Annotated in this window: 23 protein-coding genes; 12 read left to right on the top strand and 11 right to left on the bottom strand. The window is 40.6% G+C overall.

From position 1 onward, the window contains the following. Window positions 1-26: 26 nt before the first annotated feature. From ccoG to deoD, 12 genes are all read left to right on the top strand, one after another. Window positions 27-1,451 (top strand): cytochrome c oxidase accessory protein CcoG, encoded by a 1,425-nt coding sequence (gene ccoG, locus ESY88_RS10345; RefSeq protein ID WP_147086695.1) that lies wholly within the window; start codon window positions 27-29, stop codon window positions 1,449-1,451. A gap of 339 nt (window positions 1,452-1,790) precedes the next feature. Continuing rightward, on the top strand, window positions 1,791-2,237 hold the full coding sequence (locus tag ESY88_RS10335; RefSeq protein ID WP_147086694.1) for a FixH family protein: 447 nt from the start codon (window positions 1,791-1,793) through the stop codon (window positions 2,235-2,237). Window positions 2,238-2,423: 186 nt separating this feature from the next. After that, complete coding sequence (locus ESY88_RS10330) at window positions 2,424-3,128, top strand: sulfite exporter TauE/SafE family protein (RefSeq protein WP_147086693.1); 705 nt, start codon at window positions 2,424-2,426, stop codon at window positions 3,126-3,128. A gap of 116 nt (window positions 3,129-3,244) precedes the next feature. Then, window positions 3,245-4,069 carry a universal stress protein gene (locus tag ESY88_RS10325; protein ID WP_147086692.1) on the top strand — a complete coding sequence of 275 codons (825 nt, stop codon included), beginning with the start codon at window positions 3,245-3,247 and terminating at the stop codon, window positions 4,067-4,069. A 281-nt stretch (window positions 4,070-4,350) separates the two neighbouring features. Continuing rightward, window positions 4,351-5,787 (top strand): pyridoxal phosphate-dependent decarboxylase family protein, encoded by a 1,437-nt coding sequence (locus tag ESY88_RS10320; protein ID WP_147086691.1) that lies wholly within the window; start codon window positions 4,351-4,353, stop codon window positions 5,785-5,787. Between the two features lie 102 nt (window positions 5,788-5,889). Next, entirely contained in the window at window positions 5,890-6,318 is a 429-nt protein-coding gene (locus ESY88_RS10315) for a CBS domain-containing protein (RefSeq protein ID WP_147086690.1), read from the top strand. Between the two features lie 112 nt (window positions 6,319-6,430). After that, the gene (locus ESY88_RS10310; RefSeq protein ID WP_147086689.1) at window positions 6,431-6,865 is read left to right on the top strand and encodes an RrF2 family transcriptional regulator; all 435 of its coding nucleotides are present in this window, start codon (window positions 6,431-6,433) and stop codon (window positions 6,863-6,865) included. Between the two features lie 130 nt (window positions 6,866-6,995). Beyond that, complete coding sequence (gene ric, locus ESY88_RS10305; protein ID WP_147086688.1) at window positions 6,996-7,727, top strand: iron-sulfur cluster repair di-iron protein; 732 nt, start codon at window positions 6,996-6,998, stop codon at window positions 7,725-7,727. A 148-nt stretch (window positions 7,728-7,875) separates the two neighbouring features. Then, the gene (locus ESY88_RS10300) at window positions 7,876-9,201 is read left to right on the top strand and encodes a hypothetical protein (RefSeq protein WP_147086687.1); all 1,326 of its coding nucleotides are present in this window, start codon (window positions 7,876-7,878) and stop codon (window positions 9,199-9,201) included. Then, entirely contained in the window at window positions 9,173-9,634 is a 462-nt protein-coding gene (locus ESY88_RS10295) for a hemerythrin domain-containing protein (protein ID WP_147086686.1), read from the top strand. Before ESY88_RS10300 ends, ESY88_RS10295 begins: the two co-directional genes overlap by 29 nt. Window positions 9,635-9,720: 86 nt before the next feature. After that, window positions 9,721-10,176, top strand: a complete 456-nt coding sequence (locus ESY88_RS10290; RefSeq protein WP_147086685.1) for a pyridoxamine 5'-phosphate oxidase family protein — start codon at window positions 9,721-9,723, stop codon at window positions 10,174-10,176. 14 nt (window positions 10,177-10,190) lie between these two features. Further along, on the top strand, window positions 10,191-10,892 hold the full coding sequence (gene deoD / locus ESY88_RS10285) for a purine-nucleoside phosphorylase (protein WP_147086684.1): 702 nt from the start codon (window positions 10,191-10,193) through the stop codon (window positions 10,890-10,892). A gap of 99 nt (window positions 10,893-10,991) precedes the next feature. Here deoD and ESY88_RS10280 read toward each other — a convergent pair whose 3' ends face one another. From ESY88_RS10280 to ESY88_RS10230, 11 genes are all read right to left on the bottom strand, one after another. Beyond that, the gene (locus tag ESY88_RS10280) at window positions 10,992-12,257 is read right to left on the bottom strand and encodes an alginate export family protein (protein ID WP_147086683.1); all 1,266 of its coding nucleotides are present in this window, start codon (window positions 12,255-12,257) and stop codon (window positions 10,992-10,994) included. A gap of 166 nt (window positions 12,258-12,423) precedes the next feature. Next, entirely contained in the window at window positions 12,424-13,143 is a 720-nt protein-coding gene (locus ESY88_RS10275; protein WP_147086682.1) for an SCO family protein, read from the bottom strand. 168 nt (window positions 13,144-13,311) lie between these two features. Continuing rightward, entirely contained in the window at window positions 13,312-14,091 is a 780-nt protein-coding gene (locus ESY88_RS10270) for a formylglycine-generating enzyme family protein (protein WP_147086681.1), read from the bottom strand. A gap of 4 nt (window positions 14,092-14,095) precedes the next feature. After that, on the bottom strand, window positions 14,096-15,493 hold the full coding sequence (nirK, locus tag ESY88_RS10265; RefSeq protein ID WP_394343955.1) for a copper-containing nitrite reductase: 1,398 nt from the start codon (window positions 15,491-15,493) through the stop codon (window positions 14,096-14,098). 223 nt (window positions 15,494-15,716) lie between these two features. Continuing rightward, window positions 15,717-17,717 carry a TonB-dependent receptor plug domain-containing protein gene (locus tag ESY88_RS10260; RefSeq protein ID WP_147086679.1) on the bottom strand — a complete coding sequence of 667 codons (2,001 nt, stop codon included), beginning with the start codon at window positions 17,715-17,717 and terminating at the stop codon, window positions 15,717-15,719. Between the two features lie 67 nt (window positions 17,718-17,784). Next, the gene (locus ESY88_RS10255) at window positions 17,785-18,633 is read right to left on the bottom strand and encodes a hypothetical protein (RefSeq protein ID WP_147086678.1); all 849 of its coding nucleotides are present in this window, start codon (window positions 18,631-18,633) and stop codon (window positions 17,785-17,787) included. A 103-nt stretch (window positions 18,634-18,736) separates the two neighbouring features. After that, window positions 18,737-19,129 carry a hypothetical protein gene (locus ESY88_RS10250; protein ID WP_147086677.1) on the bottom strand — a complete coding sequence of 131 codons (393 nt, stop codon included), beginning with the start codon at window positions 19,127-19,129 and terminating at the stop codon, window positions 18,737-18,739. A 55-nt stretch (window positions 19,130-19,184) separates the two neighbouring features. After that, the gene (locus tag ESY88_RS10245) at window positions 19,185-19,646 is read right to left on the bottom strand and encodes a hypothetical protein (protein WP_147086676.1); all 462 of its coding nucleotides are present in this window, start codon (window positions 19,644-19,646) and stop codon (window positions 19,185-19,187) included. After that, complete coding sequence (locus tag ESY88_RS10240) at window positions 19,646-20,428, bottom strand: ABC transporter permease (protein ID WP_147086675.1); 783 nt, start codon at window positions 20,426-20,428, stop codon at window positions 19,646-19,648. The genes ESY88_RS10245 and ESY88_RS10240 overlap by 1 nt, the downstream gene beginning before the upstream one ends. After that, window positions 20,421-21,128 carry an ABC transporter ATP-binding protein gene (locus tag ESY88_RS10235; RefSeq protein WP_147086674.1) on the bottom strand — a complete coding sequence of 236 codons (708 nt, stop codon included), beginning with the start codon at window positions 21,126-21,128 and terminating at the stop codon, window positions 20,421-20,423. The genes ESY88_RS10240 and ESY88_RS10235 overlap by 8 nt, the downstream gene beginning before the upstream one ends. Continuing rightward, on the bottom strand, window positions 21,122-22,357 hold the full coding sequence (locus ESY88_RS10230) for a nitrous oxide reductase family maturation protein NosD (RefSeq protein WP_147086673.1): 1,236 nt from the start codon (window positions 22,355-22,357) through the stop codon (window positions 21,122-21,124). The genes ESY88_RS10235 and ESY88_RS10230 overlap by 7 nt, the downstream gene beginning before the upstream one ends. Window positions 22,358-22,361 lie beyond the last annotated feature (4 nt).

Genomic DNA, 22,361 nt, shown 5'->3' with positions numbered 1-22,361 from the left:
AAGGCAAGCCTAAATTTAGATAAAAAATGAGCACAGAAAACGAAAGCTTTAGGGACACTATTGGCACCTTGACCGATGACGGCAAGCGCGCTTGGGTCTATCCCAAAAAGCCAAGTGGTCGCTATTATGAGTGGCGCAAGATCGTTAGCTATGGGCTTCTGGCCTTTTTTTTGGCGGCTCCCTTTATCAAGATCAATGGCAATCAATTTTTGATGTTCAACATTTTGGAACGCCGTTTCAATATTTTCGGCTTTCCGTTTTGGCCACAGGATTTTCATCTGTTTGTCATCTCCATGCTCATTGGTGTCGTATTTATCGCCCTTTTCACAGTTAGCTTCGGAAGAATTTTCTGTGGGTGGATTTGTCCGCAGACGATTTTCCTGGAAATGGTCTTCCGAAGAATAGAATATTGGATTGATGGCGATAGAGGAAAGCAAATTCGTTTGGACAAACAAAAATGGGATGCTGAAAAAATAAGAAAAAGGCTGCTAAAATGGTTCATCTTTTTGGTCATTTCCTTCATCATCGCCAACGTGTTTTTGGCGTATTTGATAGGCAGTGACAAATTGCTGGGCTATATCACAGATGGGCCTTTTGAACATTTGGGCACTTTGTTTCCGCTTGTCATTTTTACTGCGGTGTTCTACTTCGTGTTCGCCTGGTTCAGAGAACAAGTATGTATTATTGCTTGTCCCTACGGAAGGCTGCAAGGGGTTTTGCTGGATAACAAATCCATTGTGGTGGCTTATGACCATAAACGTGGTGAGGCAGAGAATGGTAGAAAGAAATTTAGAAAAAACGAAGACCGTGAGGCCTTGGGACATGGCGACTGTATTGACTGTTTTCAATGTGTGAACGTTTGCCCAACTGGGATCGATATAAGGAATGGTACGCAATTGGAATGTGTTAACTGTACTGCTTGTATTGATGAATGTGACCATATCATGGATAGCATTGACCTGCCAAGAGGCTTGATTCGCTATGCCAGTGAAGAGGATATTGAGAAGAAAAAGAAATTTGAATTCACACCCAGACTGAAAGGTTATACCGCAGTCTTGGTCATTCTTACAGGCTTTTTGATTGGGATGCTCATGCTGCGCAATGATGTGGAAGCACGTGTCTTGCGATTGCCAGGGCAATTGTATGAACATGTGGGCGAAACGCGAATTAGCAATGTGTTTACCTATAAATTGATCAATAAAACAACGAAAAGCATAGAAAACGTTAGGTTTGAACTTCGTGGCTTTGACAATGGCACAATAAAATTAGTATCTGCCTCAGAAGTGGTGAAAGTGCCAGAGCAAGGTTTAGCGAAAGGCACCCTATTTATTGAATTGGAGCAAAGCGATCTTTCTGGCGATAAGAACGAATTAATGATTGATGTCTATAGTGGTGATGAATTGATTGAAACCACATCGGTCAACTTTTTGGGACCTCGCAGTTATAACTAGGAGCTTTCCGATAGAGGGTAGTGTTTAGAGGGTAGAGGGTAGACCGGAGACGGAAGACCGAAGACGGAAGACCGAAGACTGAAGACGGAAGACGGAAGACTGGAGACTGGAGACCGGAGACCGGAGACTGAAGACGGAAGACGGAAGACGGAAGACGGAAGACGGAAGACGGAAGACTGAAGACGGAAGACTGGAGACTGAAGACGGAAGACGGAAGACTGGAGACCGGAGACTGAAGACTGGAGACTGGCAACTGAATACTGAAAACTGGCCAAGAGCCAAAAGTAAAAAAATAGATTTTAACTAAAACCGATTCCCAATTTCGTGGGAACTAAGAAGATGAAAATTAACTGGGGAACAGGTATCGTATTAGCATTTATAGGCTTTATCAGCTTTATCATGTATTTCGTGATACAAATGAATGTGGACGAAAAACTTAGCTATGATTTGGTTACAGAAGATTATTACGGAAAAGAGCTGGAGTTTCAAGAAGACCTTGATAAGCAAGAGCATGCAAAATCGCTCACAACCGATGTGACTTGGACTAGAACGAAAGAAGGCTTGCTCATTAGTTTTCCTTTAGATAAAGACATCAAAGACATCACAGGAAAAGTGTTCCTATATAGACCATCCAACAAGCAACTAGACTATGAAACTACGATTTCACTGTCTAATCACAATTTGCTCATACCTGACAAACGCTTGGTGGATGGTCGTTGGAACATTAGTGTGGACTGGCAATATCATGGCAACAGCTATCTCTACAAAAAAGAGATTAGCTACTAAAATAGCGTTGTGGTACAACGAAGCAAGATCGCTGCGCTGCATGACAGAAGACAGAAGACGGAAGTCGGAATCAAATATAATTTAATCGAATAGTACCAAGCAAGTCTTGATTCTAGCAGTCCCGATTTCGGGACGGTCTTGATTCTTGATTCTTGATTCTAAAATTAATCCTTAAATACAAAAACAATGCTTTGGACCGCCTTCATATTTGGCCTTTTGGGTAGCTTTCACTGCGTTGGCATGTGTGGCCCCATCGCTTTTATGTTGCCGGTAGATCGCAGCAATTCCACTAGAAAAGTATTCCAGATCTTTACCTATCACTTCGGAAGGCTTCTCGCTTACAGCCTCATCGGTCTCGCTTTTGGTTTGGTGGGCAAAGGCCTCTATCTCTTTGGCATACAGCAGTATTTATCCATCTTTATAGGGATCTTGATGATTGTGGTGGTCTTGACACCAGTACAAACCTTCAATAAGTACAACTTCTCAAAACCATTATACCGCCTTATTGGCAAAGTGAAATCGTCTATGGGCAAAGCCTTTAAAAAGAAATCTGCCGATACCTTCTTGACCATTGGCTTTCTCAATGGGTTTCTCCCTTGCGGACTCGTTTACATGGCGGTTTTTGCCTCCTTGGCGATGCAGAATGCGGTTTATGGCAGTTTGTATATGACCTTGTTTGGCTTGGGCACCATCCCCTTGATGACCACCGCGATTTATATAGGCAAATTCTTGAATGTGAGCGTTAAAAAGCGCATTCAAAAAGCGATTCCGGTTTTTGTGGTTGTCATTGCGGTACTATTCATTATTCGTGGGCTGGGACTCGGCATTCCTTACCTCTCTCCTGCTCCAATGGTTGACATGGCGAGCAGTGCCATAGATTGCAGTCCGTAAAAAAATCTTAGAGGTCTTGACGCTCCTATGCGCTTTTAAAATAATAGCAATACTGACATTTATCATAGCCGATTTTTAATTAAAACCCTAAATTTAATACAACTAAAGATCAAGTTATGAAACGCATCCTCCTCCTTACCGATTTTTCAGACAACGCCCTAGAGGCCATGCATTACGCATTGCATTTTTTTAAAGCCCAAGCTTGTGAATTTTATGTGCTGCACGTACATAAAGTGAAATCCTATATTTCCGATGATCTCATGGCAGCGCCCAACGCGAGCATCCACGACAGCATTACCATTAAACCGAAGGAAAAACTTGAGGCTTTGATCAATACCTTCCGCAGTGATTTCAACAATAGCCAGCATACATTCGAAGCTCTTATTGATTTTGACGTCTTTGAAGATGCGGTAAATCAAGTGGTTTCAAAACACGAGATCGATTATGTGGTTATGGGCACAAATGGCATAACTGGCGCAAATGAAGTGCTCTTTGGCAGTAACACCCTTAATGTGATTAGAAAAGTAGATTGCACTACAATCATCATTCCCGAAGCTTATAAATTCAAGCCCCTAAACAGCTTTTTATTGAGCTTACAACCCGAAGACTCTCTAAATGATGCCCCATTTAAGGAGGTCATGGATTTTATTAAAACCCATAAACTCCAGCTTCATGTATTGCGAATGGGTATTGGCGGCGAAGTTTCTGAAATTGCGCGTTTCGACAAGCAAAAATTAGCCATCATCAATTGCAAATATGAGCTCGCAGAAGACATTCCCATTGCTGAAGCCGTAAGCGCATATCTCAACACCCATGACATTGACATGATGGCTGCAACCATTCACAAACAAAGTTTTTTAGAGCGCTTGTTCAACAAATCGCAAACCGAAAGCATTAATGAAAACTTGCAAATACCATTGTTGGTTTTGCATGATCACTAAGCTTTTAAGCTGTTGAAACCCGGGAATATTCAAAGCCCAACCTAAAATTCAAGCTATCTAGTAGCAACCTGAATTTTTCTGCGGAAGCCTGAAACTAATTGAAATAGCTTCGTCAATTAATTAGCAAAATTTGAGCCTAAGATTTGGTTTGGATTAATTTTTCTTTCGTTACCACTGAAGCACTTCGCCTTTATTTACGGACTCGCGATTTAGCCCGCAATATGAAGCAGTTACTATGGTTGCTTTAGCAGATTGAATTACCTTTGCAAAAAGTAAAAAAAATGATTCCAGATAAAGAGACTTCGCATACCTTACAGTTATCAAAAGATGAGATGAAACAGTATGGCTATCAAGTCATTGATGCCATTGTAGACCATTTTGACACCGAACGTTCCAAAAAACCGGTAGCCCTGGCCTCACGCGAGGAAATGGATACCCTTTTTAACAGAGAAGTGCCAGAAGACCCAACCGATTTTCAAACGGTTTTTGATTTGGTAACCCAAAAAGTCTTGCCAAACAGTAATATTGTCACGCATCCAAAATCCTACTCCTTTGTACCGGGTCCCAGTAATTATGTGAGCGTAATGGCCGATACTTTGGCGACTGGTTTCAACGTCTTTTCTGGAGGTTGGGCTGGCTCTCCCGCTGCCGCAGAATTGGAAATCGTAACAATGAACTGGCTGCTCAAACTTTTTAAATTTCCGAAGAAAAAAGGCGGCGGCATCTTTACCAGCGGTGGCTCCATGGCAAATTTGACTGCTTTAGTCACTGCAAGAGGCCAAAAACTGGGCGATGACTTTTCTAAAGCCGTTATATACATGTCAGACCAAGCGCACTCCTCAAACATTAAGGCCATACGCGTATTGGGCTTCAAAAAAGAACAGGTGCGCATCATCCCTACCGATATGGAATTCAAAATGGCCATCAATAAACTCAAAAGCGCCATAGCCATAGATAAATTGGAAGGTTTAGAACCCTTTTGCATCATCGCATCCGCGGGGACCACCAATACGGGTACGGTAGACCCTTTGTTGGAAATTGCGAAAATTTGTAAGAGCGAAGATTTATGGTACCACATAGACGGTGCTTATGGTGGAGCAGCAATTCTTTCAGAAAAAGGAAAACAAGAACTAAAAGGCATCGAAAAGGCCGATTCGCTTACCATAGATCCGCACAAATGGATGTTCCAACCTTATGAAATGGGCTGTCTTTTGGTACGTAACCACAAATGGCTCAGCGAGACCTTCAGCGAAAAACCCGAATATTTAAGAGATATTGAGGGCAATACCTCTGAAATCAACTTTTACGATCACGGCATTCAATTGACCCGACGTTTTAGGGCCTTGAAATTCTACATGTCGGTCAAGACTTTTGGTCTCAATGCCTTTAAGAGAGCGGTAAGCTACAATATAGAAATCACTGAACGTGTGGAAGATTTGCTGCGAACCAGTGCCAAATGGGAAGTCATTTCACCGGCGACGCTGGCCGTGATCAATTTTAGGTACAACCCGCTGGGCAAGAACTATTCTGAAAAAGAATTGGACCGCATCAACCAGCAGATTTCAGAAAAAGTCGTGGCCTCACGCGAAGCTTTGCTGGTCACTACCGTATTACAAAATCAAGTGGTTTTGAGAATGTGCCTCATCAACCCACGAACCACGATGGAAGATATCAAAGAAACCATCAATTTATGCGAGTCTTTTGCTGAAGATTTGTAGCTAAAAATAGCAGCAGCGTTAAAGCTGTTGTAAAGCCGCGGTATTTGAATGATTTTCGATTGAAAATACTATCTTTAGACCTGAAAAAAAAACCAAACTGCCATGAATAAAAGTGCCATTGTAAAAGACATCATGACCTCAAGAGTCATTACCCTACCGCTCAATAGTACTTTAGAGCAGGCGGAAACCGTGTTGAAAGAAAACAAGATCAAACACATCCCCATTGTTCATGAAAATAAAATTGTGGGAATTTTGAGCCATTCTGATATTTTGCGTATTAGCGTAGCCGATGCCATTGAAGATGAAAATGGCGATGCCCACGATATAGAAACAACGGTTTACGATATGTTCACCATCCACCAAGTCATGGCCAAAACTGTAGCGACCATCACTCCAGACACTACGGTAAAAGAAGTCGCAAAAATCCTGACTGCAAAAGAATTCAATGCATTACCCGTCATTGAAAATGATGAATTGGTGGGGATTGTAACCACTACCGATTTGATCAAATTTTTGCTAAATCAACTCTAGGCTTACCTAATAAATCTTAGATCAAAAAGGATAAAATTATTTGGAAATACATTTCGGATAAATTTGTCTTAATTAAGAACTTTGGTTATATTTGTACCACAAAACACACACTATGTTTTCTAAAGCTTGCGAATACGGCATCAAAGCCTCCATTTTTATTGCGATCAATTCGTATAATGACAACCGCGTGAGCCCCAAAGAGATTTCTGCGGAAATCAACTCACCACAAGCATTCACTGCAAAGATCTTGCAGGCGCTTGTCAAGCATAACATCGTGAATTCGGTAAAAGGCGCGTATGGCGGTTTTGAAATCAACAAAGAAGATATTGCCAAGATCAAACTTTCCCAAATTGTAACTGCCATAGATGGAGACCAATTGTTGCATGGCTGCGGTTTGGGCTTTAAGGTGTGTGATGAAGAACACCCATGCTCCTTACACGATCAATTTGTGTTCATTCGAAATGATTTAAGAAACATGCTAGAGAATACCACGCTTGAGTTACTGGCGAAGGATATTAAATCTGGTGTTTCCTTTTTGAAACTCTAGAAGCGCGCACGAAGCACTATCGAAAAAAAATTTGAACATAAAAAGGATAAATTTATCCGAAATAAAAACTGAGTACTAACATTTAAATTACCCAGAAAGATCCAAAATTAAAGACAGATCGGGACACATTATGGAAACCTTACAAAGAGACACCCAAAAACAGATTGGCCAATTCGTGGCTGAAGATTTTAGAACCGCAGCTGTATTCTCAAAACACAAGATTGACTTTTGCTGCAGAGGAAACCGAACGCTGGCTGAAGTCTGCGAGAAAAATGATATCGATTGCGACCAATTATTAGGGGAGCTTGATGCCAGCATGAACTCAAAATCAGACCAAAGCATTGACTACAAATCCTGGCCTTTGGATTTATTGGCGGAGTATATCGAGAAAAAACACCACCGCTACGTCGAGGAAAAAACACCGGTATTGCGACAGTTTTTAGATAAGTTGTGCAAAGTACACGGCGAACGCCATCCCGAGTTATTCAAAATCAACGAGCTTTTTACTGCATCTGCAGGAGAACTCGCAGCGCACATGAAAAAAGAGGAATTGATGTTATTCCCCTTCATCAAAAACATGGTCAAAGCCAAGTTGGCAAATACTGAAGTAAAAGCACCAGGATTCGGCACGGTCAAAAACCCGATTGCCACGATGATGCAAGATCATGATAATGAAGGTGTTCGATTTAGAGAGATTGCAGCCTTGAGCGACAATTATACGCCGCCTGCCGATGGATGCAACACCTATCAAGTGACTTTTGCCATGCTTGAGGAATTTGAAAAAGATTTGCAATTACACATTCATTTAGAAAACAACATCTTGTTCCCAGAAGCTGTGAAGCTCGAACAACAATTTGCTTAATTTTGTTTAGTTGAATGATCACTTCCCTTGGGATGCCTAACTGTATTACAAATGATTTTCGAGAGAAATCATCAAAAAACACAGCCAAAGCCATCGAGGGAAGTGATTTGTTTTTAACTTGTAAGCTCAAGCAGCAAATCGCTTTATAATGCCAAAAAGACTGGTCATTATCTGCCTTATCAATTTTCTTGTAGCCGCACTTATGGGGCTGGCTTTGCGCTATAGCTTTATTGCTCCCATTGGATTGAATTATCGTTTCTTGACCCACGCACATTCGCATGTGGCGATGTTGGGCTGGGTCTATTTGATGTTGTATTTGCTTATTGTACATTATTTCATACCCAATGAACTACCTCGATGCAAGCATACGAGGTATCAAATCCCAAAAAAAACAAATCCCAAATTCCAAAAAAAAAAGGAAAAACGATTCAAGCATCTGGGAATAAAACCCTGTGAGATTAATAAACCAGTTTTTACGCGCTTATTTTGGGTCACGCAATTGAGTGTGGTTGGGATGATGCTCAGCTTTCCGGTTCAAGGCTATGCGGCTATTTCAATCACATTTTCAACATTACATATTTTTTGCAGCTACTATTTTGTGTATTTAGTCTGGACACAGCAGCAAACCAAATCCAAAGCCACCCAATATTTACTTAAAGCAGCACTGTTGTTCATGGTCATTTCTACCATAGGCGTATGGTGCTTGGGACCTGCAGCCGCAATTTTAGGCCAAGCTTCGGCATTTTTTCAAATTGCCATACAGTTCTTTTTGCATTTTCAATTTAATGGTTGGTTTTTGATTGCGGTACTCGCCGTCTTTTTTCATCTTTTAGAAATCGAATATTCAACCGCTTTCAAAAGGTTTTTTGTGCTACTCATTAGCGCCACCGTACTTACTTTTGCGCTTCCGTTGCAGTGGTTTGCGCCTTTTGAAGGTCTCTTACTCCTCAATGCAATTGGCGTGATTTTACAGATGGCCACCTTGATCGCCTTCTTAAAATTGATTCGGCCCAAACTATATGCCTTTTTTCAGTTTAAACCACCCGTTATCACTAATCTCTATCGCTTTGCGTTGATTTGTGTGATTCTCAAAATTGTGTTGCCAGTGATTACCTTATTACCAAGTTTTGCGAACGTCCTTTTCTCCCATCGCAATTTCATCATTGGTTTCATCCATTTGGTCATGTTGGGGATCATCTCCAGCTTTCTGTTGGCATTTATTTCGCAGATGTATTTCCGGAAAATGGGCAAGACCCTGAATTTTGGGATTTACAGCTTTTTACTGGGTATTTTCCTAACCGAAATTCTTTTGGCGATTCAAGGGTATCAGTTTTATTTTGGTAAGGGAATCCTGTTAAATTACTATGCATTCTTATTCAGCTTTAGTATCTTATTGCCATTAGGGCTATTCCTATTCATTTACAAATTCATAAGCAGCAAAACCCATGAAAGACAAACCTCAAAAACGCCATAAAGCCTTACAACCTTTAAGTAGACAACACCATCACGGACTCCTTTTAAGCTGGAAAATACGTTCAGGATTCAACAAGGATGTCGCTCCAGCACGTATACGGGTCTATGCCGATTGGTTTTATGAAAACCATTTGATTCCGCATTTTGAAGTGGAAGAAAAATACATTTTCCCCATCATAGGCAACGATCATGAAAAGGTCAAAAGTGCTTTGGCCGATCACAGACGCATCAAGCGTTTATTTGCTGAAAAAAATGAGGATACTAAAACACTTAGTAAAATTGAAGAAGAGTTAGAGCAGCACATTCGCTTTGAAGAACGCGTGCTGTTCCCAGAGATCCAAAAGGTCGCCACTGAAGAACAATTGCGGTATATTGAAACCATTCATCAACCCGAAGACTTTGTGGATAAGAGCGACGATGAATTCTGGAAATAACCGTTCCCAACAAGTGAGATGATAAAAATCATTGTGTGCAATAGGAAGCTTGCTTATATTTAAACCGTATTTAAAACGCCTTCATCATGATAAAACCCTTAAACAAAAAACAGTGTGAGCTACTCTTGAACCAAAATTATATTGGCGATTTGAGTTATATCTATCAAAACAGACCCTTTGTGGTTCCAATTACCTATTTGTATAAGGATGACAGAATAATTTGTTATTCCGGCGAAGGCCATAAAATTACTGCCATGCGCTTGCATGAGCCAGTATCGATAGGCGTATCTGAAATCACATCAATCAAACAGTGGAAATCGGTCGTGGCGCACGGCAATTTCGAAGAACTGGAAGGGCCAGATGCCAAAGCCTTGCTGCACGAATTTTCGTTGGGTGTAAAAGATGCCATTCTTCAGGCAGAGCATAATGATCTCAACTTTATCAGTGAATTTTCTGCCAGGATTAAAGGCGACGACATCCCTATCGTCTTTGTCATCAATATCGACGAGCTTACTGGTAGAATGAGCAACGATTCTCAATAAACGAAACAGCATTTATGAGTGTTCACATTGAAGCGAAAAAAGGCGAGATTGCCGAAACCGTCTTGTTGCCAGGAGACCCATTAAGGGCTAAATGGATTGCCGAAACTTTTTTTGAAAACCCTATACTCTATAACGACGTTAGGGGCATGCTCGGGTACACGGGAACCTACAAGGGCAAAGCGGTTTCTGTGCAAGGTACTGGCATGGGCATTCCTTCGGCATTGATTTATTGTCATGAGCTCATCAATAACTTCGGTGCAAAGAACCTGATCAGGGTGGGCTCGGCAGGTTCTTATAATAAAGAAGTTAATATTCGCGATATTGTGATTGCCATGGCGGCTTCCTCTACTTCGGGCATCAATAACTCGCGGTTTTTCAATGCAGATTATGCACCAACCGCCAATTTTGAACTGTTTATGAAAGCTGCATCCTATGCCAAATCAAAACAGATTGAAATCAAGGCCGGTAATGTGCTGTCATCAGACGAGTTTTATGAAGATGATGTGAACACCTACAAAAAGTGGGCAAAATTTGGCGTGCTTTGCGTAGAGATGGAAACCGCCGGATTGTATACCATCGCCGCAAGACACCAAGTAAAAGCGCTCTCTATTTTAACCATTTCCGACTCTTTGGTCACTAAGGAAACCACCACTACTGAAGAAAGGGAATCTACCTTTGAAACCATGATTGAGATTGCCTTAAGTACATTGGAGTGATGTCACCTGCCACTAAAGGCATCTAAGTCTATAAATCAACTTTTTTAGGTTGAATTTTCAATTGTTGGCATCTGCAACTAAACGATCTCACTCAACCAGCTATTCTTTTTTACTGAAGCTGGTTTTAAACAAACTCGGATTCACGTTGATCATAAACCAGGCCCAATTATTAGTGGCATCGCTGTTGCCTCCCTTTAAGGTCTCCATACTTTCTGTAGCGAACAAATGCGAATAGCCTGCGTGAAAAGACAGGTCTTTTGTAAGGTGGTAGTCCAGGGTCAAATCAATTTCTGTGCCTAAATTATCGTCCACTTTTTGATTCGTGCTGTTGACAATAGTTGCTGCGGAAGAAAACAAATGTGGTACCAATTGTGCTGAAAATTTGGCGTTGTGATAGATTAATTTCGCATTCAAATCTATTAAACCCACAGAATTGATGTGGTTTCCCACGTAAAAATAATCCATCAACCCATTGAATTTGTGGTTGGTACCAAACAGCGGATTGAAAGATTCCAATTTACCGTTTGTTGCATCCATATCGGTACCAGAAATGTATTCCGCACCAAGACCTGCTGAAAATACTTTCGAAATGGAATAGGTTGCATTCAGTGATGCATTGTATGCACTTAAATCTGCATTGGCAAGCTGCCCAGTTTGATAATAAAGTGAGGCATCTGTTTTCATCCGATTTTTTCCGTAGTTGAGATGTGTGCCAAAAGTCTGAAAATAATCGATTTCCTGCTCGGCAGCATCATCTTCAAAAGCATAACCTGTATTGAGCGCGATTAAGCTAAGTTTGATGTTTTTGAGATTGGTGTGGTACCAAAGGTATTGCATTGATTTGTACTCATTGACCAGATACTCTTGTTCAAATATGCTTTCCCTTTCTGCGTTAATGGCGAGCCCCAAATCCAATTGATGCTTGGCACTTGGTTTAAAGCGAAACAACAATGCATCATGACTGCGGGCTTGTTGTGCCCAATCGACATTCCCAAAAAGACGCTCATCGTCGTACACCAATTCCTGGCGGCCAAATTTAAAAGCGATCTGGGAATTCAAATTGACCTCAGCCCAAGCTTCATGAACGGCGGTTCCGTTCACATCTGCAGTGGCCATGGTAGCCACTTCGCCCCAGATCCTCACATTTTGTAGGCTCAAATAGAGGTTTAATTTTTCAGTCGTATAGCCAAGATTCAAGCGGCTGCGTTGCGACACAAACACTGCCGCATCTTCGCTGTCTTGAAACAGGGTTTTAAAACCATGTCTGTACTCTAGACGTGGCCTTAACTGCGCCGAAATTTCAAAATTTTGGGCAAAGTTTTCCATGCCAAATCCTAAGCAAAGGATTATTGCGAGATATTTCATACTAAATCGTTTTTATGAGTTTAAGGCTTAGTAAGTCATTTTTCGACTTGAAATTTGTGAGACCAAACAGAATGGTCTGGAAAATAAACAGCATTGCATTCTACATTCTGCTTTCCGCCAGTTTGGTTCTCATTCTTAAGCACACGCCAATTAGGACTAGGCGTATTTAATTGGTAAGTTGCATAATGCTTTCAAGGGTTTCATCATTATTGACGCCCAAACCTTCCTGTTGGTGCACCAATTCCCCTCCTGGGTTAAAGACACTAATGATGTTGGAGTGTGAGAAATCTATTGGAGAAATTTCCTTGTATTTCATGGAAAGTACATTGGCAAATTCCCGCACACCACTCTCAGTACCTTGAAGGAAGGTCCATTGCTCATCATCCATATAATTTTCCTTGGCAAATGCTTTGAGACGTTCTGGCGTATCCACTTCAGGGTCGATACTTACCATCACAAACGCGATGTCCTTGATACGCACATCGGGAATTTTTTCTTCAATGGCGCGCATATCGGCCACCAATCTGAGGCAGGCTGCTTTGCAAGAGGTATAGATCATGACCATGACCAAGGTTTTTCCTTTTAAATCCTTTAGCTGAATTTCCTTGTCTTCTTCAGTATGCCATTGGGTAGTGAGGTTGAAAATGGATGCTTCGGAAATTTCAGTGGCAACTAGGGCTTTGGTTTCCAATTCTGAAACAGGAACCAAATCCATTTTACAAACCGGACAAGAGCCAGGTTCATCATAGGTTTTATCGCCTTCACAATGCATTGGGCATTCGTAAAGTGTTGCTTCCTCCTGCCCTTTTTTGGAGCTATTCGAGTTGCAAGACAGCATAGTGGCAATGATGATTATTGCGGTTATAACTAGTTTTATTGATTTCATTTTTTTAGGTTTTTACTGTGTTTTATGTCAAAATTGAAGTCTGTCGTACTACCAATTGATAACGACTTTGGGTTCAATGACTTTTACACAATTTTTAGGGTCAATTCCAAAAGCGACCTGTGAGAGCCTTTTAGAAGTAAGCGGTCTGGGTTCTTGTTTCTTAGTTGCCTATTGGTCAATAGCACTATCTTTCACACATCTAAACCCGAGGTTCTTCATGGCGTATTTGGCTTTCAGGCTTCCGCGAACGGCGTAGCGCATAAAGGCTGCATAGTTCATAAGGTCTGTGGCGTTGACTGCAGCACTTCCGCAGAACAAGTTATTGTCGAGATCCTTATCTTTTCTGGATTCGCCCGTGATCATTACCGAGTTGAAATCTTGGGTCCACTCCCACACCAAGCCATGGAGATCATAGACGCCATAAGCATTTTTTGGGGTTTGCCCAATGCTATTCTCATTAGATCTTGGCGCTTCGTACCAAGCTAAGATTTGTTCATTATAGGCCTTTTTTGATCGTGCATCTTTGGTTGTTTCATCGGCCATCCCTACATATTCCCATTCATCTACCGTTGGTAAACGCTTGTCTTGACAATCGCAATAGGCCTTGGCTGCAAACCAAGAAACAAAAGTCACCGGACTGTCAGCTCGTTCACTATGCTTGAGCTCCAGATCATTTTTCCAATTATTCAAATAGCTGTCATCGGCGAATAATTTGATGACTTTGGATTTGCGCCACTTTGGGTTATCCTTTACAAATTTTTCATAATCTGCATTAGTGACAGGATATTGGTCCATCAAAAAATCCTTGACCTCAACCACAGTGGAATCCCTCCCGTAGAGCGGCAAATACCGACTACCTTCAATGAAAACCATGCCATCAGACTGTGCAAAAAGCACGGTTTGAAACACCAATAAAACAAACACTATGCTGATGGCTTGGAACTTCATGTTTTTATTTTTGATTTTTAACTTTTAAGACCATTTCTTTCGTGACCACTGCACCAGAGTTGTCCCAACTGTTGTAAACGTAGGTCAATACATTGGCAATCTCATCTGGAGAAAGCATTTGCTTGGTCATGACGCTATTATAGGTATCACCATTAACAGTGATCTCACCGCTTAGACCGTGCAAGACAATGTCAATGGAGCGGTTGACATCGGCATTTAGGTAATCTGATTTTGCCAGAGGTGGGAAGGCATTAGCAATACCTTGTCCTTCCGCTTGGTGACAAGCCACACAGGTTTGATTGTAAGCTTGTTTTCCAAATTTCAACTGTTCTTCCAAGTTTTTTGCAGGAATCTCAGATTCAACGATCTCGTCGGTTGTTGGCATGGCTTGAATGGTTGGACCTTCAGGCAAATAAATGCCCTCCCGAATTTCGCCAGAATAGATTTTCTTTCTCTCTTCTCCTTCTACATTGAGCATCCCGAGTGCGCCTTTATTGAAGGCTCTAAAGATGGAGTGGTCCACCAAGATGAAAGATCCCGGCACGTCTACTTTGAACTCCACTATTGCAGCACCCCCAGCAGGTATTAATGTGGTTTGCACATTCTCATTGATCATATCTCCACCTTCAACATGCACCTTGTCAAAAATCTCCCCGATCACGTGAAAAGACGATACCAAATTTGGCCCACCGTTGCCTACGTACAATCGTATGGTCTCACCCACCTTGGCCGTAAGCGCATTATCTCCAGTTAGTGCATCCACACTACCATTGAACACTACGTAATCTGCATCTTCATCTATGGCTTTTTGCATATCAAACGGTTGAAGCCCACGCTCGCCATTTTTACCTTTGGTGTAGAAATCGCCTTGCATGATATAATATTCTTTATCCACTGGTGGCAAACCACCTTCTGGCTCTACCAAAATAAGACCGTACATGCCATTGGCAATGTGCATCCCCACGGGAGCGGTGGCACAATGGTACACATATAATCCTGGATTTAGCGTTTTGAAAGAGAAGGTCTTTTCATAGCCAGGCGCTACAAAAGAGGATTCTGCACCACCTCCAGGACCGTTCACTGCGTGTAAATCGATATTGTGAGGCAATTTGTTATCTGGGTGGTTTGACAATGTGAACTCAACCTCGTCACCTACTCTGGTCCTAATGAAACTTCCAGGAACGGTGCCTCCAAAGGTCCAATAGACATAGCTTACGCCATTTGTGATTTCACTTTCTTGTTCCAAAATCTCCATATTAACGATAAGTTTTTTGGCTTTGCGCTTACCTACTGGACGAGGGACATTTGGTGGTGAGGTTAACTCTGCCTGCATTTCCCTATTTACGGGGATCTCTTCAGCAGTTGCATATTCCTTTCCTTTGTTTTCCATGCAGCTAAACATAAATAGTGCTACAGTGAATGTGGTTAGTTTTAGTATCGTTTTCATTTTAATTTGTTTTAGTACGACAAAGATAAAAATAGGAATAGGAGAAAAATATGACATTTGTCATAATTAAGACAAATTTATCCGAATTATGATAAATGCAGGGTAAATTTCTTCGGAAAAATTTGCAGGTATCAATTAACCCTGCAATAGCCCATTTGATTTATTTTTATTAGCGCATTTATTGCAAGACTACCGATAAATTTGCATAAACATTTCGGCCTTGTCTGGGAATATTATTCCAATCGGCAAAAGTGCTATAATTGGTATCCAACACATTTTCAACACCATATTTAAAAACCACTTTATTGGTTTTCATATAAAACAGATTTCCAAAATTGAGATTTAGAACACCGTAGGCTGGCGTCTCGTCTTCTCCATAAAAACCACTGTAATTGCTTTGGTTCCCATTAGCTTCCAATTGAAGTGCTGCATTGAATTTTGGAGTGTTGTAGTTAAATTCAGCCATAAATGACAGGGGTTTGATCAAAGGCAAATTTTCATCGTTGCTTCCTCTACCCCGATTATACCCCAGGGTTGCGTTTACAGCTAATGCTTCAGAAAGTTTATAAGAGGAATTTAAATACACATCAAAAATTGAGGCATTTGATAAAGCCTTGTAAATCCTTACGCCAGTTGCTCCAATCGTCATTGGGCTAAGTGTTTCAGCAATATCACCAATAATATAATCCATAAGATGAAAGTAGGACGCCTCAAAGCCAATATGAAATCTATTCTTGTGATAATTGGCTTTTAGGTTCGCTTCAATGGCCTTTTCGTTTGCCAATGTGGGATTGCCTATGTAATCATAATTATCAAAACTATTGAAAAGAAAAAAGCCGTAGCCTTCACTTACTGAAGGCGCGCGTTCGCCATAGGCCAAGCCAAAAGACACATCATGTTGCGGTTTCTTAATAAGATAGTTTGCTGCAAAGCTGGAAAGCACTCTGGATTTAGAGGCCTTCAATTGCGGATAAAATATCTGAAGGCTTCCCAAACCGACCTCTTCGGCTATTTTGTTTCTATGGTATCCCAGCCGCGATGAAACGCTTAAAGTTTCGTTGTTGCTCATTTGAAAATCATCCTTAGCGTAGACACCGCTGTAAAGCGTTCTAATATCAGGCCAGGTGTACATAAACATGGCTGATTGATTGGGATCGTTTGGGTACATGGTCATTTCGGCCAAAGACCGGTTGTAAAAGCCATTCAAGTTAAGCGATATGTTATGTTTGTTTTCTTGAATGGAGGCTTTACTATAAAAACCATAGGTATCACTCCAACCAGGCATGTCCATACGAATTGGTACCTCAGGACGTTGAGAATCGTCCATGATGTGCGTGATGGTATTGAAGTAGAGTTTGGATTCTAAGCTTTTTATAAACGCTGAGTCTGCTTTAAAACTATGCGTGATGGATGTAATCAAAGCTTCAGCAAGCGACACATCCATAGGCAGCGCTGGATAGCCAACATTAGTGGCCTTGTCATAGATGGCATGTGCTTCTAAAGTTTGATGTTCAGAAAGCTTGTACCCTGTTTGCAAGGACAGATTGAATTTCTCAAATTGGGAATACAACACTTCCTTATCACCTCCGGCTTTATAGTTGTCTGATTTTCTATAGATACCGTCGAAATTGAGAAAAAATGCTTGGCCTGAATATTCAAGATCCATACCGCGTATTCTATAATTGCCGTTGGTTTCGTAACCCAAATCCACATTTGTTATTAAACCAGCGCCATGAAATTTAGATGCTGCAAGTTGCAGGTCGATGCCACCACCCACATTATGTCCATTTTCTGTGCCCGATTGCCCAGAGCCAATGGAGACTTTGTCTAGATTAGAGACATCTACATAGGAGGTAATGGGGTCCATTTTATCAGTACAAGCACCAAAAATTTGCATGCCATCAATGGTAATGTTCAAGCGTTCACTATTCATGTTGTTGAGTGCTGGTTCCCAAGCGTAACCGCCACGTTTGATCATGGTTACTTTATTTGATTTCTCTAAATAATCGTCAATACTGGATAATGTTTTTTCTTGTCGGTAATTGCTCAGTTTTCGTTGCCCAACCACAATAATCTCATTTAAAATCGTGGTGTCTTTTTTGACGTCGTTATTTTCCTGCTGCGCATAAACAAGGCCACAAAAAAACACGATAAAGCAACATAGAATGCCCTTTTTCATCTTTGAAAGTTTAGAACAGATCCACAAGATGTCTTGTGGATCTGTTTAAGTTATGGATTTTTTGGGTTTAGAATTCCAACTCCAGATAGAGTGAACTTTGCGTGTTTTCAACCGTGACATCCTTACCTTTCAGTAGTTCGCCTGCAGCATTGATCAATTTCAAATTCAAGACCCAATACCCAGTCATGGTCAGGGATAAATTGCCTTGATAACTGGCATCTGCCAATTGAAAAATCAAGTCGGTATTATTTGGCGAACTATGATTGCCCATACCGGGCATTCTTGGATCCAACTTAATGGTATAATCAGGTACTGCTGGAAATGCCATCATGCTTTCCATTTTATAAAGCCCCACTTCCATCGGGTTAATGCCTATAATTGGCTTCTCAGGGGCTATCAATGCCAGCACATAACGCATATCATCACTCCCCGTGAAGCTCGACACATTTTGACTTTCACTTTGAAATACGCTAATGGTATCACTAGCCATATAGTCCACCCCATCAAGGGTGTAATTTAAGTCAAGCGACCATCCAGAACCATCTGTATTGGTCATTTGGTAAATGATATTCCCTTGATAAAGAGTAGCCTTTCCCGCTACTTTGGAAATGGCAGATTTAGGACAAGAATGTTGCATGCTTGGCATCTGCATCATTGGCATCCACGAGATACTGGCTTCTTCAATGTAAGCATCTGTCACTTTATCCTTGAGTCTTAGACTGATGTCATTGAAGCCAGTCTCAAATAATCCGCTTTTATTGAAAAGTTCAATGGTATGGGTACTATTTGAGATTTCTTGGATTTTTATAAGACCTTCAACTTCATTGATCACTAGTGGCGCCTGATCATCGCTTGAGGAACAAGCCATGGTAAATAGCGCCAGCATAAGCACTGGCAATAGATTTGATAATTTCATTTTATTAATTTTTTTAGTTTGAAATAAAGTCAACCAACGCCTGCTCGCTTAGTATATTAAGCCAGAAACGGTTTGAAATCCTTAGGATTTTGTAATAAAAAAATTAAATGAAATTAGGTGGAGGCGTATCAATGTCTAGATACAGTTTGCAAAGTTTTGGTGTAGCTAATTTTATGTTTTCTTTTCTGGAGCGCAAGCAGAACACTTGCGAATCATGTAAGTTTTCTGAAAGATAGAACACGTCCAAGGTCAAGCGCTTATAGTCTTGGGCAGGAGCTTCAGGCTTGGAGGTTTGTGTGTTTTCCGATAGTTCTTTTCGCAATTGACATTTACCGTTACAGCCTTGCTGGTTTTCTTTCTGGACACACAAAGTTTTGGCAATAAGCGCTTGATTGACCATAAAATCGCCTACAATAAACAAAGTATTCACGTTTTGAAAGCACAACATGAACACTAAGATATAAGCGGTTATTTTATGAAACAATGCAAAGTTCATATTACGAATTTTAGGCGATTTTCTTATTTGAAGAACGAATAAAAGTGCAATAGCACTAAAAACTGAAATGTTTGAAATACTGCTGAATCAATTGTTCCAATCTCGAAACCGCAACATTGGAAGCCTCAGCATTGTTGCTTTCTTTTAAGATTGAGATTTCGTCCAGCATTGGCACCAACACCACATGCAATTGATCATGGGATTCCCCTTTCATTGAACATTTTTCAATGATGTAGCTGGTTTGTTTAGACAATTGCTTACCTAATTCAAGATAGTCCGTAGCATTGCTGTTCACAAATGCCTGCATGATAGAGTCCATGCTTTTAAGTCCTTCGTGGGTTTCGGTATTGGCGACCCATTTTTCGCCATTGTTCAATTTGAGCTCTAAATTATCTGCCATGGATAGTTCTTGTGCAGCACTATCTATTGGTGCTCGCTTTTTGTTTTCGGTCTTACAATTGAAGAGGAAAATTGAAAACATCATCATGACGATTATGCTGTATTGTGTTCTCATCATTAAAAGTCTTTTTTATTCGATTTAAATATAATTCTCAGCACGGGCAAAATTACCCAAACAGTGAGCATTGCAAAGGATACGATGAGGCCAAAACTGGTACCAAAAAATTGTTTGAACACGGCACCTGTATATCCCAACAAGGCCGATATATCCAGTTTTAAAAGAATGAGTGTTCGAGACAAATCGATTGGATTGAGCATCGTACCTATCAATGACAACTTATCTAAGGGATAATCTTCAAACATAATCAAGGTCATCAAAAACAAACCGTCGTAAATGACCGCGAGAAATAACCAGAGCAGAATGGCATAGCCAAAGCCTTTGATCTTATTTTCGTTTGATAAGGCGATATTAAAGGCCAGAGCCGTAAAAATCAAGGTTAAAAATGTGCCTGTAATCAGCAGCAATGAAAAGTCCCATATAGCACTACTCTCAAACAAGCCATAAAATACAAAGGGCAGTCCCAGTCCCAAGATCAAACTCATGGATAAGGAGATGGCTACACCTAAATACTGACCCATAAATATAGACGAACGCTTTAGTGGTTGCGCCAAGAGCAACTCTGTAAATTCTTTAGAATTATAATAGTACATCACGCCAAAAATGGTCCCGATCAAGGGCACCAAAACAATGATGACATTCATTAAGGTTATGACGGCTTTTGATAAATCGTTGTTCAAAAATAGCAGCACAATACCCAGCAAAAGGTAGAACGCAAAATAGACGTAACTCCAACGGCTGCGCATCAAATCGTAAAAACTGTATTTTAATATTTTAAGCATGGTTTTCGGTTAAGATGGACGCAATAGCATGTTCAAAATCTGGCTGATTGGTCTTGGTTTTCAATTCTAAAATACTGCCCTTGAAATAGATTTTTCCTTCTAGGATAAAAACAATTTCGTCGGAAACTTCTTCCACAAAACTCATGATGTGAGACGTGATCAAGATGGTTTTTCCTTTGGCTTTTTCTGCTTGGATCAAATCCTTCAGCCTAATGAGCGAAATAGGATCCAGACCAGAAGTGGGCTCATCCAGAATTACAATAGGGCTGTCAAACATAAAGGTCAACACCAGATTCACTTTTTGCTTGGTGCCACCAGAAAGCGTACCCAGTTTTTTGTCTAAAAAAGGGGTTAATCTGAAGAGCTCTATCAAACGCTCGTCTTCCTTGGTTGATTTACGCAAATCCTTGATCATCTTGATCAATTCCTTGACTTTCAAATTGCTCGGAAAATTGGCAATTTGAGGCAGATAATCGATTTTGTGTCGGTATTCGGAATTGACTTTGATGTTTTTGCCTAAAACCGAAATTTCGCCTTTATCGGGGATGACCATTCCTAAAATGGTCTTGATGAGTGTGGTTTTTCCAGAACCATTGGGGCCAAGAATGGCGAAAATGCCACCCTCGCTAATGCTCAAGTCCAATCCACTTAAGACCTGCTGCTTTCCAAATTTTTTATGTAAACCTTCTATTGTTACCATGTGACTTTTTTCATTAGGGGGTTATTGTCCAACAAATCATCTGGCGTGAACACAGGCGATACTTTTTCGGAAAAATCGATGATATCTATAAACATGCTTCGCAACAAAATAATGGTTTCTGGGGTGCGGTTCACGATATAGGTAAATAATTTAACCGGTCTATAAGGCACATCACCAACGCCGTCTTTATTCAAATCATAACCCGTGTAATTACTCCAATAATTGCGGTCAAAAGTATTGTCGTTGACGTTGCTGTTGTAAGCCATATCAAAAGAATTGTAAAGAAAATTATTTTCAGTATAGGTATTGGCATAACATGCGCCACGTACTTTGATGGCCCAACCGTTATTACTAAAATTGTTATGTTTATAGATGATCCTGTTAGAGCCTTCTATGTTGATACCTACGGTATTGTCCTCAAAGGTGTTTCCAATGATTTCAGAATCGTTTATTTCTTTTAGCAGCATGCCATAAGATGCACTTCCCCAGTTGTCTTTAAACAAATTATTGTACATCTTTATCCGTTTGGAAAACATGACCGCAACGCCAGCGCCATTATTCGAGAACTCATTGTCTTGATAGACATCGTCATTAGAGAACATAAAATGCAAGCCGTAGCGTACGTTTAAAGAACTGAGATTGTTTTTGATGGTGCAAAAATCGGAGAACTCCAAATAAATGCCGTCCCTAACGTGCTGAACGATATTGTCTTCAATGTCCACATGTTTACTATACCATAATTGAATGCCGTTACCGGAATTATATTCTTCCACCGCATCGCCAATGATCTTATTGTTGCGTATTTTTCCATGGTTTGATTTTTCGATATAAATTCCGAAGAACAATTTTTCAAGAATTAAATTCCGAATCACAAAATGCGCGCTGCTTTTAACACGAATTGCGGCATAATCTTCAGTATAACTAGTTCCAACATTAATAAGATGAAGCCCATCAACAGTAACACTATCTGAAACGATCGTGATAATTTCCCCTTTATTTTTACCATCAATCACAGGATGATTTTTTCCGATGATGGTAAGTGGTTTATCAATAACGACGTCATACTCATTATACCTGCCTTTTTTAACCACAACGGTATCAAAGGCCTTGGCCTTGGCTATGGCAGCTTTTAGCGATGAAATGGGACAGGTTGTGCAGACTTCCAAAGTTTGGGCAAGAGATGCACCCGTCATAAAAATGATCGTAAAAAAAACGACTAGCTTTTTCATGTTA

It is taken from the genome of Subsaximicrobium wynnwilliamsii (assembly GCF_007997225.1).
Classification (GTDB): domain Bacteria; phylum Bacteroidota; class Bacteroidia; order Flavobacteriales; family Flavobacteriaceae; genus Psychroserpens; species Psychroserpens wynnwilliamsii.
This window is presented reverse-complemented; position numbering and strand designations above follow the sequence as displayed.